Origin of the sequence: Pseudomonas shahriarae (assembly GCF_014268455.2) — a bacterium.
Lineage (GTDB): Bacteria > Pseudomonadota > Gammaproteobacteria > Pseudomonadales > Pseudomonadaceae > Aquipseudomonas > Aquipseudomonas shahriarae.
Genome location: NZ_CP077085.1, coordinates 2,041,592 through 2,056,481, shown reverse-complemented (window position 1 = coordinate 2,056,481; position 14,890 = coordinate 2,041,592). Strand labels below are relative to the sequence as shown.

General features: G+C 61.0%; 15 protein-coding genes. 12 read left to right on the top strand and 3 right to left on the bottom strand.

Annotated features, from left to right (window positions below; all coding sequences use genetic code 11):
* Positions 1–57: 57 nt before the first annotated feature.
* From HU773_RS09315 to HU773_RS09295, 5 genes are all read left to right on the top strand, one after another.
* Complete coding sequence (locus HU773_RS09315) at positions 58–561, top strand: ureidoglycolate lyase (RefSeq protein WP_057440701.1); 504 nt, start codon at positions 58–60, stop codon at positions 559–561.
* Positions 562–612: 51 nt separating this feature from the next.
* Positions 613–1,911 (top strand): urate hydroxylase PuuD, encoded by a 1,299-nt coding sequence (locus tag HU773_RS09310; protein ID WP_057959037.1) that lies wholly within the window; start codon positions 613–615, stop codon positions 1,909–1,911.
* A 136-nt stretch (positions 1,912–2,047) separates the two neighbouring features.
* Positions 2,048–3,394 carry a nucleobase:cation symporter-2 family protein gene (locus HU773_RS09305; RefSeq protein ID WP_057440700.1) on the top strand — a complete coding sequence of 449 codons (1,347 nt, stop codon included), beginning with the start codon at positions 2,048–2,050 and terminating at the stop codon, positions 3,392–3,394.
* 44 nt (positions 3,395–3,438) lie between these two features.
* A complete protein-coding gene (locus tag HU773_RS09300; protein ID WP_147283328.1) occupies positions 3,439–3,834 on the top strand; it encodes a hypothetical protein in 396 nt (131 codons plus the stop codon).
* Positions 3,831–4,616, top strand: coding sequence for an outer membrane protein OmpK (locus tag HU773_RS09295; RefSeq protein ID WP_057959035.1), 786 nt, complete (start codon positions 3,831–3,833; stop codon positions 4,614–4,616). The genes HU773_RS09300 and HU773_RS09295 overlap by 4 nt, the downstream gene beginning before the upstream one ends.
* A gap of 126 nt (positions 4,617–4,742) precedes the next feature.
* Here the strand turns inward: HU773_RS09295 and HU773_RS09290 are convergent, their stop codons facing one another.
* The gene (locus HU773_RS09290) at positions 4,743–5,897 is read right to left on the bottom strand and encodes a patatin-like phospholipase family protein (RefSeq protein ID WP_057959034.1); all 1,155 of its coding nucleotides are present in this window, start codon (positions 5,895–5,897) and stop codon (positions 4,743–4,745) included.
* Positions 5,898–5,932: 35 nt separating this feature from the next.
* Entirely contained in the window at positions 5,933–6,865 is a 933-nt protein-coding gene (locus tag HU773_RS09285; protein WP_057440694.1) for a lipid A biosynthesis lauroyl acyltransferase, read from the bottom strand.
* Positions 6,866–6,982: 117 nt separating this feature from the next.
* On the opposite strand from HU773_RS09285, the gene minC reads away from it, so the two are divergent.
* The 7 genes from minC to HU773_RS09250 all read left to right on the top strand — a co-directional run bounded on the left by minC (position 6,983) and on the right by HU773_RS09250 (position 13,869).
* Positions 6,983–7,720, top strand: coding sequence for a septum site-determining protein MinC (gene minC / locus HU773_RS09280; protein WP_115127724.1), 738 nt, complete (start codon positions 6,983–6,985; stop codon positions 7,718–7,720).
* A gap of 201 nt (positions 7,721–7,921) precedes the next feature.
* Positions 7,922–8,734: a septum site-determining protein MinD gene (gene minD / locus HU773_RS09275; RefSeq protein ID WP_057440689.1), complete on the top strand. Its 813-nt coding sequence runs from the start codon at positions 7,922–7,924 to the stop codon at positions 8,732–8,734.
* 3 nt (positions 8,735–8,737) lie between these two features.
* On the top strand, positions 8,738–8,992 hold the full coding sequence (gene minE, locus HU773_RS09270) for a cell division topological specificity factor MinE (RefSeq protein WP_003175252.1): 255 nt from the start codon (positions 8,738–8,740) through the stop codon (positions 8,990–8,992).
* A 96-nt stretch (positions 8,993–9,088) separates the two neighbouring features.
* Positions 9,089–9,724 carry an RluA family pseudouridine synthase gene (locus tag HU773_RS09265; protein WP_057440687.1) on the top strand — a complete coding sequence of 212 codons (636 nt, stop codon included), beginning with the start codon at positions 9,089–9,091 and terminating at the stop codon, positions 9,722–9,724.
* A 135-nt stretch (positions 9,725–9,859) separates the two neighbouring features.
* Positions 9,860–11,149, top strand: a complete 1,290-nt coding sequence (locus HU773_RS09260) for a M18 family aminopeptidase (protein WP_029300406.1) — start codon at positions 9,860–9,862, stop codon at positions 11,147–11,149.
* A gap of 293 nt (positions 11,150–11,442) precedes the next feature.
* A complete protein-coding gene (locus HU773_RS09255) occupies positions 11,443–11,619 on the top strand; it encodes a hypothetical protein (protein WP_162947716.1) in 177 nt (58 codons plus the stop codon).
* 72 nt (positions 11,620–11,691) lie between these two features.
* Entirely contained in the window at positions 11,692–13,869 is a 2,178-nt protein-coding gene (locus HU773_RS09250; RefSeq protein ID WP_186625506.1) for a mechanosensitive ion channel family protein, read from the top strand.
* On the opposite strand, the gene HU773_RS09245 is transcribed toward HU773_RS09250, so the two are convergent.
* Positions 13,845–14,558, bottom strand: coding sequence for a UTRA domain-containing protein (locus HU773_RS09245; RefSeq protein ID WP_057959032.1), 714 nt, complete (start codon positions 14,556–14,558; stop codon positions 13,845–13,847). The two genes, HU773_RS09250 and HU773_RS09245, sit on opposite strands and share 25 nt — an antisense overlap.
* Positions 14,559–14,890 lie beyond the last annotated feature (332 nt).

The window sequence follows — 14,890 nt, the reverse complement described above, 5'->3', positions numbered from 1 at the left end:
GGCTTGCCCGCGATAGCAACAGCCCCAACAACACAGCATTCGGATAAGAAGACAGCCATGCGCACACTGATGATCGAACCCTTGACCAAAGAAGCCTTCGCCCCTTTCGGAGACGTTATCGAAACCGATGGCAGCGATCACTTCATGATCAACAACGGCTCGACCATGCGCTTTCATAAACTGGCGACGGTTGAAACCGCCACGCCAGAAGATCACGCCATCATCAGCATCTTCCGCGCCGACGCGCAGGACATGCCGCTGACCGTGTGCATGCTGGAAAGACACCCGCTGGGCAGCCAGGCCTTTATTCCGCTGCTCGGCAACCCCTTTCTGATCGTGGTCGCGCCCATTGGCGATGCACCTGTATCAGGCTTGGTCCGCGCCTTCGTCACCAACGGCAGGCAGGGCATTAATTACCATCGCGGCGTCTGGCACCACCCGGTGCTGACGATCGAAAAGCGGGATGACTTCCTGGTGGTTGATCGCAGTGGCACAGGCAATAACTGCGATGAGCATTTTTTCAAAGAGGATGAGCGGTTGATCCTTGCCCCCCACCAATAAGAGAAGGTCCGATCACCCGACAACAAGGGTGACGGGCGAGAGGTAAAGACTGTGGAAGCACATCTGTTGGAATGGCTGAACCTGAGCGTGCGCTGGGTTCATATGATCACTGGCGTGGCCTGGATCGGTGCGTCTTTCTATTTTGTATGGCTGGAAAACAACCTTAACCGCGTCAACCCAAAAAGCGGCCTGGCTGGCGATTTATGGGCGATCCACGGTGGCGGTATCTACCACCTGGAAAAATACAAACTGGCCCCACCGACCATGCCGGACAACCTGCACTGGTTTAAATGGGAAGCCTATTTCACCTGGATGTCGGGCGTCGCGCTGCTGTGCGTGGTGTTCTACCTCAATCCGACGCTGTACCTGCTCGCCCCCGGCAGCAGCCTCAGTGGTACCGAAGGCGTGTTGCTGGGCATTGGCTCACTGTTCGCTGGCTGGTTCATCTACTCCTTTCTTTGCGACTCGGCCCTGGGCAAACGCCCTGCCCTGCTCGGTTTTATCCTGTTCGTCCTGTTGATCGGCGCGGCCTACGGCTTCAGCAAGGTGTTCAGCGGTCGCGGTGCATACCTGCATGTGGGTGCGATCATCGGCACCATCATGGTCGGCAACGTGTTCCGCATCATCATGCCGGCCCAGCGCGCGCTGGTGGCAGCGATTGCAGAAAACCGCACGCCAGACCCGGCACTGCCGGCCAAGGGCCTGCTGCGTTCGCGACACAACAACTACTTCACCCTGCCCGTGCTGTTCATCATGATCAGCAACCACTTCCCGAGCACCTACGGCAGCCAGTACAACTGGTTGATCCTGGCCGGGATCGCGGTGGCGGCGGTGTTGGTGCGCCACTACTTCAACACACGTCATGACAGCCAGAAATACGCATGGACCCTGCCGGTCGGCGCCCTGGCGATGATCTGCCTGGCCTATGTCACCGGGCCAAAACCCGTGGCGACTGCACCGGATGTGGCCAAGGCGCCAGCGGCCATCGAGTATCAGCCGTTGCCGGAAACCGCAGTGGGCGGTGGTCTCAAGCCAGCCGCCCCTGCCGCTCCAGCCCCGGCCGCCGAACCGGCTCCAGCCCAGGCTTCGACGGACTTTGGCAAGGTCCACAGCGTGATTGAACAACGCTGCACCGTGTGCCATTCGGCCAAGCCCACCAGCCCGTTGTTCAGTGCCGCTCCGGCCGGGGTGATGTTCGATACCCCGGCGCAGATCCAGCAGCAGGCGGCGCGTATCCAGGCGCAGGCGGTTGCCAGCCAGATCATGCCACTGGGCAACATCACCCAGATGACCCAGCAGGAGCGGGAGTTGATTGGTAGTTGGATCAATCAAGGAGCGCGCACCAATTAACTGATCAGCGCAGATCACACTGTAGGAGCTGGCAAGCCCGCTCCTACAGTTGAGAGGTGCTGTGTTTTGAAGATTGGGTTTCACCTGGCAATTGACTGCCAAACAACACAAAAATAAAAAAGATCCGAGGTGTTGCATGTCCGAGTTAGCCGAGCCGCAGATTCCTGCCGCACCCGCCATGGTGCGGCTGCCCCTTTTGCAACTGATCCTGGTAGGCCTGCAACATGTACTGCTGATGTACGGCGGCGCAGTGGCCGTGCCGCTGATCATCGGACAAGCCGCGGGCTTGAGTCGTGAAGAAATCGCCTTTTTGATCAACGCCGACCTGCTGGTGGCGGGGATCGCGACCATGGTCCAATCCTTCGGGATCGGCCCGCTGGGCATCCGTATGCCGGTGATGATGGGCGCCAGTTTCGCCGCTGTCGGCAGCATGGTCGCCATGGCGGGCATGCCGGGCATCGGCCTGCAAGGGATCTTCGGCGCAACCATCGCCGCCGGGTTCTTTGGCATGCTCATCGCGCCATTCATGTCCAAGGTGGTGCGCTTCTTCCCACCGCTGGTGACCGGCACGGTGATCACGGCCATCGGTCTTTCGTTGTTTCCAGTGGCGGTGAACTGGGCTGGCGGTGGTGCTACCGCCGTGCAGTTCGGCTCGCCGATCTACCTGGCCATCGCAGGCCTGGTGCTGGCCACCATTCTGTTGATCAACCGTTTCATGCGTGGGTTCTGGGTCAATATCTCGGTACTGATCGGCATGGCCCTGGGCTACGCCTTGTGCGGACTGCTCGGCATGGTCGACCTCGGCGGCCTGGAGCAGGCGCCGTGGGTGCAAGTGGTCACGCCCTTGCACTTCGGCATGCCCACATTCGAATTGGCACCGATCCTGTCGATGTGCCTGGTGGTGGTGATTATCTTCGTCGAATCCACCGGCATGTTCCTCGCGCTGGGCAAGATCACCGGCCAGGAAGTCACCCCGAAAATGCTGCGACGCGGCCTGCTGTGCGATGCCGGCGCGTCGTTCTTTGCCGGGTTCTTCAATACCTTCACCCATTCTTCTTTCGCCCAGAACATCGGCCTGGTGCAGATGACCGGGGTGCGTTGCCGCTCGGTGACGATCATGGCCGGGGCCTTTTTGATTGTCCTCAGCCTGCTGCCCAAGGCGGCGTTTTTGGTGGCTTCGATTCCTCCTGCGGTGCTGGGCGGCGCGGCCATCGCGATGTTCGGCATGGTGGCCGCGACCGGGATCAAGATCCTCCAGGAAGCCGACATTGCCGACCGGCGCAACCAGTTGCTGGTGGCGGTCAGCATCGGCATGGGCCTGATCCCGGTGGTACGCCCGGAGTTCTTTGCCCAGTTACCGTTGTGGATGAGCCCGATTACCCATAGCGGCATTGCCATGGCCACGCTTAGCGCGTTGTCGCTGAACGTGCTGTTCAACATCCTGGGCGGCTCAGAACGCCCCGCAGTTGCCCATACGCATTGATTCCTTCGTTACGACAAAAATAACAACGAACAGGGAACATCCACATGCACACCCTAGACCTGGGGCCGGCCACACGCCGTGCCCCATTCTCGCCCCCCGCGCTCTTTTACAGCGCACTTGAGCACAGGCTCTGGAGCCAGTATTCTCCGCGCCCGCTCGAATCGACTCAAAAAAAAACAGCGAATGTAAAAGCTGACTTAAAGGCCAACTTATCCCGGCCTTATGTTGGCTGCCAAAGTGCGCAAAAGTCCTCTGTATCCGACTGCATCCCATGTAGCCGGCGGGGATTTTTTGGCTTTTCAAACACTTTGGCGCAGCTCTTGCTAAAAGCATTAAAGCTGACCGAACAGACGATTTTTGCAGCGAACCAAAAGGCGCCACACCAGAGCGCCTGCGTAGAAGAAAAACCACAAAACTTTAGCTCGGGAGCAACCGAATGAAACGTACCGTGAACAGCCTGATGTTGGCCGGATCCCTGCTGGCCGGGGGCCAGGCAATGGCGGGTGACTGGCTGCAGTGGCAGAACAACAGCCTGACTTACCTGTGGGGCAAGAACTTCAAGGTCAACCCAGAGATCCAGCAAACCGTCACCTTTGAACACGCCGATGCGTGGAAGTACGGCGACAACTTCTTCTTCCTCGACCGTATCTTTTACAACGGCAAGGAAGACGGCAACGTCGGCCCCAATACTTACTACGGCGAGTTCAGCCCACGGCTGTCGTTTGGCAAGATCCTGGATAAGGACTTGTCCTTCGGCCCGATCAAAGATGTATTACTGGCGTTCACTTACGAGTTCGGCGAAGGCGACAACGAGTCCTACCTGGTAGGCCCGGCCTTCGACCTGAACATCCCCGGCTTCGACTACTTCCAGTTGAACTTCTACCAGCGCCAGACCGAAGGCAATCGCCCGGGTGATGGTGTCTGGCAGATCACGCCGGTATGGTCTTACACCATTCCCGTGGGCAACTCCGACGTGCTGATCGACGGCTTCATGGACTGGGTGGTGGATAACGACAAGAACGCCCGTGGTACTTACCACGCCAACTTGCACTTCAACCCGCAGGTCAAGTATGACCTGGGCAAAGCCATGAACTGGGGCGCCAAGCAGTTGTATGTCGGTTTTGAATACGACTACTGGAAGAACAAGTACGGGATCCAGGACAGCGGCGCGTTCGAGACCAACCAGGACACGGCCAGCCTGTTGGTCAAGTACCACTTCTAAGGCCGACCCCGGCCTCCCCTGTGGGAGCGGGCTTGCCCGCGATAGCGGAGTGTCAGCCAGCCCAAGTATTGGCTGATTCACCGCCATCGCGGGCAAGCCCGCTCCCACACAAGCCCGCGCCCCGATTCAGTTCGGGGTCAGGCCCAGGAACCGCTGCAACTCCTCGCGCTTGGCCAATGCATCGCGCCGCCCCAACTCGATCAACTCGCTGCAATACCCTGCCTCGAACAACAGATAGCTGAGCACCCCTGCCCCGCTGGTCTTGGTCGCCCCTGGCCCACGCAAGAACAACCGCAATGCCGCCGGCAGTTCCTGGCGATGGCGGGCCGCTATTTCGTCGATCGGCTGGCTGGGCGCAATCACCAACACATCGACCGGTGAAAGCCCCCGCGCGGCGCTGTTGGCCGGTTGCAGATGGCTGAACTGGTTAAGACGCTCCAGCAACTCGATGTCACTCTCGAGGCTGTCAATAAAAGTACTGTTGAGCATATGCCCACCAATCTGCGCCAGGGTGGGCTGCTGGCCGGTGTAGCTGCGCTCCTGCGGCGCCGAAGGGTCAGGGGAACGCGGGTTGCCACTGACCCCCACCACCAGCACCCGGGTGGCCCCCAGGTGCAGCGCAGGACTGATGGGCGCTGATTGCCGGACGGCACCATCGCCAAAATATTCCTGGTCCAGTTTGACCGGCGCAAACAGCAATGGGATCGCCGAACTGGCCAGCAGGTGCTCCACCGTCAACTGCGTGGGCAGGCCGATGCGCCGGTGGCGCAGCCAGGCATCGATGGTGCCGCCGCCCTGATAGAACGTCACCGCCTGGCCCGACTCATAGCCGAACGCCGTCACCGCTACGGCATGCAGGTGCTTGTGGCGGATCGCCTCATTGATACCTTCAAAATGCAGCTTGTCTTGCAGCAACTCCCGCAACGGCGAGCTGTCGAGCAGCGCCACTGGCACCGGCGAGCCCAGGCCCAGCAGGCTGCGGGAGAGGAAACGGCTGGCCTGGTGAATCACCCCCGGCCAGTCGCTGCGCAGCACCAGATGGCTGCGAAAGCCCTGCCAGAATGCGGTGAGGCGCGCGATGGCGGCAGTAAAGTCCATGGCGCCACTGGCCAGGCTCACCGCGTTGATCGCCCCGGCCGAGGTGCCGACAATCACCGGGAAGGGATTGGCGGCCCCCGGAGGCAACAACTCGGCAATCGCCGCCAGCACCCCGACCTGATACGCCGCACGCGCCCCGCCGCCGGAAAGAATCAAGCCTGTGACCGGTTCAGTGGGGCGCATTGCATAACTCCATGGGCGAGGGACAATCCGTTTGTTCAGCGGCGCTTTTCGTACAACTTGGGTTCGCCCGGTGGCCGGCTCTTGAAGCGGCGATGGGCCCACAGGTATTGCTCGGGGCACTCGCGCACCGCAGTTTCCACCCATTGGTTGATGCGCAGGCAATCGACTTCGTCGGATTCACCGGGGAAGTCGCGCAACGGCGGATGAATCACCATGCGGTAGCCGCTGCCATCGGCCAGGCGCTGCTGGGTAAAGGGCACCACCAACGCCTTGCCCAGGCGCGCAAACTTGCTGGTAGCGGTGACAGTGGCGGCCTGGATGCCGAACAACGGCACGAAAATGCTTTGCTTGGCGCCATAGTCCTGGTCCGGCGCGTACCAGATCGCCCGGCCGGCGCGCAGCAGCTTGAGCATGCCGCGCACGTCTTCACGCTCTACCGCCAGGGAGTCGAGGTTGTGGCGCTCGCGGCCACGGCGCTGGATAAAATCGAACAACGGGTTGCCGTGCTCGCGGTACATGCCGTCGATGGTGTGCTTCTGGCCGAGCAAAGCCGCGCCGATCTCCAGGGTGGTGAAATGCAGGGCCATGAGGATCACGCCCTTGCCTTCCAGTTGTGCCTGCTTGAGGTGCTCCAGCCCTTCAACATGGGCCAGGCGCGCCAGACGCTGTTTGGACCACCACCAGCTCATGGCCATCTCGAAAAAGGCGATGCCGGTGGAGGCAAAGTTTTCCTTGAGCAAATGTTTACGCTCTTGCGCGGACATCTGCGGGAAGCACAGTTCCAGGTTTCGCGCGGCAATGCGTCGACGTTCGCCGGCCACCCGGTACATAAACGCACCCAGTACACGACCAATGCCCAGCAGCGCCCGGTATGGCAGTTGGGTAATCAGCCACAACAGGCCGAGCCCCAGCCATAGCAGCCAGAAACGCGGGTGAAAAAATACAGCTCGAAAACGCGGGCGATCCATTACAGATTCCGGTAAAGACAGGGCCGCGCATTCTACAACGGTTCGACCCGGCTTGCGGCTAGCGGTTGTTCTCGTTATAAGTCTCGACACTTTTCGTGACAAGCCGCTTTGCCGACCATGAGCCAAACTGAATCGCTAGACCAAGATCCCGTATTCCAGCTCAAGGGCAGCATGCTCGCCATTACTGTGCTGGAACTGGCCCGTAACGACCTTGACGCCCTGGACCGCCAGCTCGCCGCCAAGGTCGCCCTGGCGCCGAATTTCTTCAACAATGCGCCGCTGGTGCTGGCCCTGGATAAATTGCCGGCCGGCCAGGGCGCGGTTGACCTGCCCGGGCTGATGCGCGTTTGCCGCCAACATGGCCTGCGCACCCTGGCCATCCGTGCCAACCGTATTGAAGACATCGCGGCGGCCATCGCTATTGAATTGCCAGTATTGCCACCGTCCGGTGCCCGCGAGCGTGTGCTCGACCCGGTAGAAGCTGAAGTGAAGAAAAAACCGGAAAAACCGGCAGAGCCGACGGTCAAGCCTACAAGGATCATCACCTCTCCCGTACGCGGTGGGCAGCAGATTTACGCCCAGGGCGGCGACCTGGTGGTGGTCGCTCCGGTCAGTCCCGGCGCGGAACTTCTCGCCGATGGCAACATCCATGTATACGGCCCAATGCGCGGTCGGGCACTGGCTGGGGTCAAGGGCGATACCAAGGCACGGATTTTCTGCCAGCAATTGAGCGCTGAGCTGGTGTCGATCGCCGGCCAGTACAAGGTTTCGGAAGATTTGCGCCGTGATCCGCTGTGGGGGGCCGGGGTACAAGTCAGCCTGTCGGGCGATGTGTTGAACATCATCCGTCTTTAACGGATACTGCCGCATTTTCCAAGCATCTCTGGACTCTGATAGCACAGCGAAACCGGCAAGACTTGTGTAGGAATAATTGAAAGCTGGCGTTTCCCTTACGGGAGGCACATCTTTTTCCTACGAAGGCTGTCCGCCTGCAGCGAGTTTCAAGAGATGTTTTTCAGGGACTGAGAGGTCCTTTTTCCTTAGGGGTGAAACACCTTGGCCAAGATTCTCGTGGTTACATCCGGCAAGGGTGGTGTGGGTAAGACCACCACCAGCGCCGCTATCGGTACCGGTCTCGCTCTGCGCGGCCACAAGACAGTCATCGTCGACTTCGACGTCGGTTTGCGTAACCTCGACCTGATCATGGGCTGCGAACGCCGCGTGGTGTATGACTTCGTCAACGTGGTCAACGGCGAAGCCAACCTGCAACAGGCCCTGATCAAGGACAAGCGCCTTGAAAACCTGTATGTACTGGCCGCCAGCCAGACCCGCGACAAAGACGCGCTGACCAAAGAAGGCGTGGAAAAAGTCCTGATGGAACTCAAGGAAACCTTTGAGTACGTGGTCTGCGACTCCCCGGCTGGTATCGAGACCGGTGCTCACCTGGCGATGTATTTCGCCGATGAAGCCATCGTCGTGACCAACCCGGAAGTGTCCTCGGTACGTGACTCGGACCGTATGCTGGGCCTGCTGGCCAGCAAATCCCGGCGCGCCGAGAAGGGCGAAGACCCGATCAAGGAACACCTGCTGCTGACCCGCTACAACCCTGACCGTGTCAGCAAGGGCGAAATGCTCGGCGTTGAAGACGTCAAGGAAATCCTGGCCGTGGCTCTGCTGGGTGTGATCCCGGAATCCCAGGCGGTGCTGAAAGCATCCAACCAGGGCGTACCGGTCATCCTCGACGACCAGAGCGACGCCGGCCAGGCGTACAGCGATGCCGTTGACCGCCTGTTGGGAAAAACCGTGGAACACCGCTTCCTCGATGTCGCGAAGAAGGGATTCTTCGAGCGCCTGTTTGGAGGCAACTAAACAATGAAATTTCTCGACTTCTTTCGCGCCAACAAAAAGCCAAGCACCGCATCGGTAGCGAAAGAGCGTCTACAGATCATCGTGGCGCACGAACGCGGCCAACGCAGCACGCCGGACTACCTGCCAGCCTTGCAGAAGGAACTGGTCGAGGTGATCCGCAAGTACGTCAATATCGGCAACGATGACGTGCATGTCGCCCTGGAAAACGACGGCAGCTGCTCGATTCTGGAACTCAATATCACCCTGCCTGATCGTTGATCGAACAGGCGGTCGCCACGGCGGCTCCGTCACCTTGATCCCCTTTGGGGAACCGGGTGGCCGAGCCGCCGTTGGCGTTTGTTACGAGGCTGTTTAATGCCGTTGTCCAATATCCATATCCTTCACCAGGATGACGCTGTCCTGGTGGTGAACAAGCCTACCCTGCTGCTGTCGGTGCCAGGCCGCGCCGACGACAACAAGGACTGCCTGATCACCCGCCTGCAGGAAAACGGTTACCCAGAGGCGCGTATCGTTCATCGCCTGGACTGGGAAACGTCGGGAATCATCCTGCTGGCCAGGGATGCCGACACCCACCGCGAACTGTCCCGCCAGTTTCACGACCGCGAAACAGAAAAGGCCTACACCGCCTTGTGCTGGGGCCAGCCGGAACTGGACAGCGGCAGCATCGACCTGCCGCTGCGCTATGACCCGCCGACCAAGCCGCGGCATGTGGTGGACCATGAGTTCGGCAAGCATGCGCTGACCTTCTGGAAAGTCCTGGAGCGTTGCGGGGATTGGTGCCGGGTCGAGCTGACGCCGATTACCGGGCGTTCGCACCAACTGCGGGTACACATGCTGTCCATCGGGCACCCGCTGCTCGGTGATGGCCTGTATGCCCATGAACAGGCCCTGGCCGCCTGGCCGCGCCTGTGCCTGCACGCGAGCATGTTGAGCTTTACCCACCCGCAAAGCGGCGAGCGCCTGCGCTTCGAGTGCCCTGCGCCTTTTTGAAGTGGTAACCCAATCCTCTGTGGGAGCTGGCGTGCCTGCTCCCACAGAGGTCTTGTGTTGCACTTAAGAAAGTAGCTTCAAGCCAAATCCTGAGCCAATACGGTAAACTCCGCGCATTGCTGTCTGGAGCTACTTATGCGCGAAGCGTTGAATCAAGGCCTGATCGACTTCCTCAAGGCCTCTCCCACTCCCTTTCATGCCACTGCGGCCCTCGCCCAGCGCCTGGAAGCTGCCGGTTTCCAGCGCCTCGACGAGCGCGAAACGTGGACCACCGAGGCCAACGGTCGCTACTACGTGACCCGCAACGACTCCTCGATCATCGCCTTCAAGATGGGCCGCCAGTCGCCCCTGCACGACGGCATCCGCCTGGTCGGCGCCCATACCGACAGCCCGTGCCTGCGGGTCAAGCCGCAACCTGAACTGCAACGCCAGGGCTTCTGGCAGTTGGGTGTGGAAGTCTATGGCGGCGCGCTGCTGGCACCGTGGTTCGACCGCGACCTTTCCCTCGCCGGCCGCGTGACGTTCCGGCGTGACGGCAAGGTCGAAAGCCAGTTGATCGACTTCAAACTGCCGATTGCCATCATCCCCAACCTGGCCATCCACCTGAACCGTGAAGCCAACCAGGGCTGGGCGATCAATGCCCAGACCGAGCTGCCGCCGATCCTCGCGCAGTTTGCCGGTGACGAGCGCGTGGATTTCCGCGCCGTGCTCACCGACCAACTGGCCCGCGAACATGGGCTGAACGCTGATGTGGTGCTCGACTACGAGTTGAGCTTCTACGACACCCAGGGCGCAGCGGTGATTGGCCTGCATGGCGACTTTATCGCCGGTGCCCGCCTGGACAACCTGCTGTCGTGCTATGCCGGCCTGCAAGCCCTGCTCACCAGCGAGACCGACGAAACCTGCGTACTGGTGTGTACCGACCACGAAGAAGTCGGCTCCTGCTCGGCCTGCGGTGCCGACGGCCCGATGCTGGAACAGACCCTGCGTCGCCTGCTGCCTGAAGGTGATGAGTTCGTACGGGCGATTCAGAAGTCGCTGTTGGTGTCTGCCGACAATGCCCACGGCATCCACCCCAACTATGCCGACAAGCATGACGCCAACCATGGCCCGAAACTCAATGCCGGCCCGGTAATCAAGGTCAACAGCAACCAGCGCTACGCCACCAACAGCGAAACCGCCGGGTTCTTCCGCCACCTGTGCATGGCTGAAGAAGTGCCGGTGCAGAGCTTCGTGGTGCGCAGTGACATGGGCTGTGGCTCGACCATCGGCCCGATCACCGCCAGCCACCTGGGCGTGCGCACCGTGGATATCGGCTTGCCGACATTCGCCATGCACTCGATCCGCGAGTTGTGCGGCAGCCACGATTTGGCGCACCTGGTAAAGGTGCTGAGTGCGTTCTACGCAAGTCGCGACCTGCCCTGAAAGGGGCGGCGCTTGCCCTCATGCCGATCAGTTCTCAAAGCAGCGAAGATCAAATGTGAGAGCGGGCTTGCTCGCGAAGACGTCCGCCCAGCAAACATTGATGTTGACTGACCCACCGCTTTCGCGAGCAAGCCCGCCCCCACAGGGGATCTGCGCTTAACTGAACGGCATCAGGGCTTGCCCGCGATGGCGATTCCCAGCGCACTGCGGCGCTATCTGACACACATCAAGGCACCCCGCGCCAATCCCGCCTAGACTGACACTCATCCCTCAACGACAAGGCCGTCCCCACCATGATCCCGATGTCCGCCTTCCACGCCATGCTCATCCCCATCCTCACGGGCATGATCCTGCTGGCCGTTGGCTTCAACTTCCGCGACAAAAACCTCGGTGTATTTGGCATGTGGATCGGCATGCTGCTGATCCTCGCCACCATCGTCTATCGGATCCTGGCGAAACTGGCCGAATAATAAATGCACTCGCATTGGGCATAGCGCCCTCGTACACTCGGGCGATCCATCGTATTCAAGGTTGACCGCCTCGTGCTTGCCCGTCTGTTTGCTCTGCCACACTGCCTGCTCCTTTGCCTGCTGATCCTGTTGCCCATCGCCCCTGCCCAGGCGGTCGGCCTGCCCGGTATCCTGGGCAACACCACCAAAGCCCAGCCACAGGCCGACGTGCCGCTGGGGCAGTCTTTGGACGAGGTGATCAAGACCCTGGAAAACGACCAGCAGCGCACCAAGCTGCTGGCCGACCTGAAAAAGCTGCGCGAAGCCACGAAAAAAGCCCAGCCGGCTGCCGAGCAAGGGGTGCTGAGCCTGATCGGCGGCACCCTGGCCAGCCTGGAGCAACAGCTGTCCGGCGCCGACAGCCCACTCAATCGCTGGTCCGTCGAATTCGCCCAGGCCAGGACCGAGCTGGGCGCGCTGATGCTGCCCGCCAGCGAATGGCTGCCGATTATCTTTGGCTTTGCCGTGGTGTTGATGCTCTGGAGCCTGCTCGCGGCCGCGCTGATCTGGCTCAGCCATCGGGTGCGCCTGCGCTTTGGCCTCAGTGAAGAATTGCCGCAACACCCCAAGACCTGGGACATGCTGCGCTTTGCCCTGCGCAAGCTCGGCCCCTGGCTGATTGCCCTGGTGATCACCGTCTACCTCAGCTACGCCCTGCCCTCCTCCCTGGGCAAATCCCTGGCGATGGTGCTGGCGTACGCGCTGGTGGTCGGCACGTGTTTTTCGGCGATCTGCGTCATCGCCTTTTCCGTGCTTGACGGCCCGCACCGTCACCGGGCGCTGTATATCCTGCGCCACCAGGCGTTTCGCCCGCTGTGGCTGATCGGCAGCTTCGCCGCTTTCGGCGAGGCCTTGAGCGATCCGCGCCTGACCGAAGCCCTGGGTACCCACCTGGCCCACAGCGCCGCGACCGTCGCCAATGTCCTGGCGGCACTGTCCACCGGCGTGTTTATCCTGCGTTTCCGCCGGCCCATCGCCCACCTGATCCGCAACCAGCCACTGTCCCGGCGCCTGACCCGCCGCGCATTGAGCGATACGATCGAGATCGTCGGCACCTTCTGGTACCTGCCCGCGCTGCTGCTGGTGGGCATTTCGCTGTTTGCCACCTTCGTGTCGGCCGGCGATACCAGCACCGCCTTGCGCCAATCATTGCTGTGCACGGTGTTGCTGGTGCTGTGCATGGTGATCAACGGCCTGGTGCGCCGCCACGCCCTCAAGCCCCAGCGCGGGCACAAGCGCCATGCGCTGTATTCCGAGCGCCTGAAAAGCTTTGTCTACACCCTGGCCCATCTGATGGTGTGGCTGGTGTTTATCGAACTCGGCCTGCGGGTCTGGGGCTGGTCGCTGATCCGCTTTACCGAAGGCGACGGACATGAAATCAGCGTCAAGCTGTTCGGCCTTGCCGGTACCCTGCTGTTTGCCTGGCTGATCTGGATCCTCAGCGACACCGCGATCCACCACGCCCTCACCCGCTCGCGCAAAGGCCTGGCCAATGCGCGGGCGCAGACCATGATGCCGTTGATCCGCAACGTGCTGTTCGTGACCATCTTCATCATCGCCGCCATTGTCGCCCTGGCGAACATGGGCATGAACGTCACGCCCCTGCTGGCCGGTGCCGGTGTGATCGGCCTGGCCATCGGTTTTGGTGCGCAGTCACTGGTGGCGGACTTGATCACCGGCCTGTTCATCATCATCGAAGACTCCCTGGCCATTGATGACTATGTGGATGTCGGCGGCCACCTTGGCACCGTCGAGGGCCTGACCATCCGTACCGTGCGCCTGCGCGATATCGACGGCATCGTCCACACCATCCCGTTCAGCGAGATCAAGAGCATCAAGAACTACTCGCGGGAATTCGGCTACGCGATTTTCCGCGTAGCGGTGCCAGCCAGCATGGACATCGACACCGCGATCAAGCTGATGCGCGACGTCGGCCAGAAAATGCGCGCCGACCCGCTGCAACGCCGCAATATCTGGTCGCCCCTGGAGTTCCAGGGTGTGGAAAGCTTCGAGTCCGGCAACGCCATCCTGCGTGCGCGCTTCAAGACCGCGCCGATCAAGCAGTGGGAAGTGTCGCGGGCGTTCAACCTGTCGCTCAAGCGCCACCTCGATGAGGCCGGGATGGACCTGGCGATGCCGCGCTTGAGCGTGCAAGTGGTGACGGCGGCGAGTGGGCCGCAGGAAGCTCAGGTCACATCCACCCCGACATGAATCGCATCATGGCGCCAGAACTCCAGATCGCAGTCGATCAGGCGCTGATGCTGATCGTAATTGACCCGGGCGATCCGCAGCCCGGGGCTGCCCGCCGAGACTTTCAAGGCGGCTGCCGCTTCTACCTGTAGAGAAGTCGGCACAATCTCAAAGCGCACGCGACCGTAGTGCAGGTCGTACTTGCGGGCGTACAACTCGGTCATCGACTCGTTCAGGTCACACGCCAGGATCCCCGGAAAATACTGGGGGTTGAGGTAGTGCTCCACATACAGCACCAGCCGCCCATCAATACGCCGCCGCCGGCAGATCTGGATCACGCTGGACAGTGCCGGCAGTTGCAGCCACGCGCAGACCGCGGCCGAAGCCGGTTGCAGGCGTGCCGAGATGACTTCGGTAGAAGGCACTCGCCCCTGAGCGCTGACCATGGCGTGGAAGTGGCTGCGCTGCATCAGGTTGTAGGCCAACCGGGGCGGCGAGACAAACCAGCCACGGCGCTCCTCGCGGTAGATCTGGCCCTGAGCCTCCAGTTGCAGCAAGGCCTCGCGCACCGTAATGCGGGTGGTACTAAACAACTCACTGAGTTTGCGCTCGGCGGGCAGCTTGCTCGTCGGGCTCAACAAACCGTGGCTGATCTGCTCTTGCAGCGCCAGGCCAATGGCTGTCACCGCTTTGGTTGCCTCATCACGCATCAACGTTACCTATCTGGACTAGGCCAGCACTGTTTGGGTGCGCCAAATGCCCCTGGAATGAGCGGCGGCTGTTGCATGCCAGCCTAGGCATCACACATGACCGACAGATGACAGCGCCTCGTGACACTGCCCCACACGCCCTGCAATACATCGGCCAAGTCCAAGAATTACGGGGGCCTGGCCTTGGTCTACGCTTACCCGGCAAGTACCTGCCCAGGCGCTTTAAAAACGACACCGACATAAAACTGTCATCCATCGCGCCTAAATTGGCTCGTGTATTGCTGACCTAGACCAAACCCACCGCGCCATCAAAAAATCGCAGCGTTGAAAAC

Coding starts and splice junctions, on each gene's coding strand:
- HU773_RS09315 (WP_057440701.1), top strand. CDS start 58: ATGCGCACACTGATGATCGAACCCTTGACCAAAGAAGCCTTCGCCCCT.
- HU773_RS09305 (WP_057440700.1), top strand. CDS start 2,048: ATGTCCGAGTTAGCCGAGCCGCAGATTCCTGCCGCACCCGCCATGGTG.
- HU773_RS09300 (WP_147283328.1), top strand. CDS start 3,439: ATGCACACCCTAGACCTGGGGCCGGCCACACGCCGTGCCCCATTCTCG.
- HU773_RS09295 (WP_057959035.1), top strand. CDS start 3,831: ATGAAACGTACCGTGAACAGCCTGATGTTGGCCGGATCCCTGCTGGCC.
- HU773_RS09290 (WP_057959034.1), bottom strand. CDS start 5,897: ATGCGCCCCACTGAACCGGTCACAGGCTTGATTCTTTCCGGCGGCGGG.
- HU773_RS09285 (WP_057440694.1), bottom strand. CDS start 6,865: ATGGATCGCCCGCGTTTTCGAGCTGTATTTTTTCACCCGCGTTTCTGG.
- minC (WP_115127724.1), top strand. CDS start 6,983: ATGAGCCAAACTGAATCGCTAGACCAAGATCCCGTATTCCAGCTCAAG.
- minE (WP_003175252.1), top strand. CDS start 8,738: ATGAAATTTCTCGACTTCTTTCGCGCCAACAAAAAGCCAAGCACCGCA.
- HU773_RS09265 (WP_057440687.1), top strand. CDS start 9,089: ATGCCGTTGTCCAATATCCATATCCTTCACCAGGATGACGCTGTCCTG.
- HU773_RS09260 (WP_029300406.1), top strand. CDS start 9,860: ATGCGCGAAGCGTTGAATCAAGGCCTGATCGACTTCCTCAAGGCCTCT.
- HU773_RS09255 (WP_162947716.1), top strand. CDS start 11,443: ATGATCCCGATGTCCGCCTTCCACGCCATGCTCATCCCCATCCTCACG.
- HU773_RS09245 (WP_057959032.1), bottom strand. CDS start 14,558: ATGCGTGATGAGGCAACCAAAGCGGTGACAGCCATTGGCCTGGCGCTG.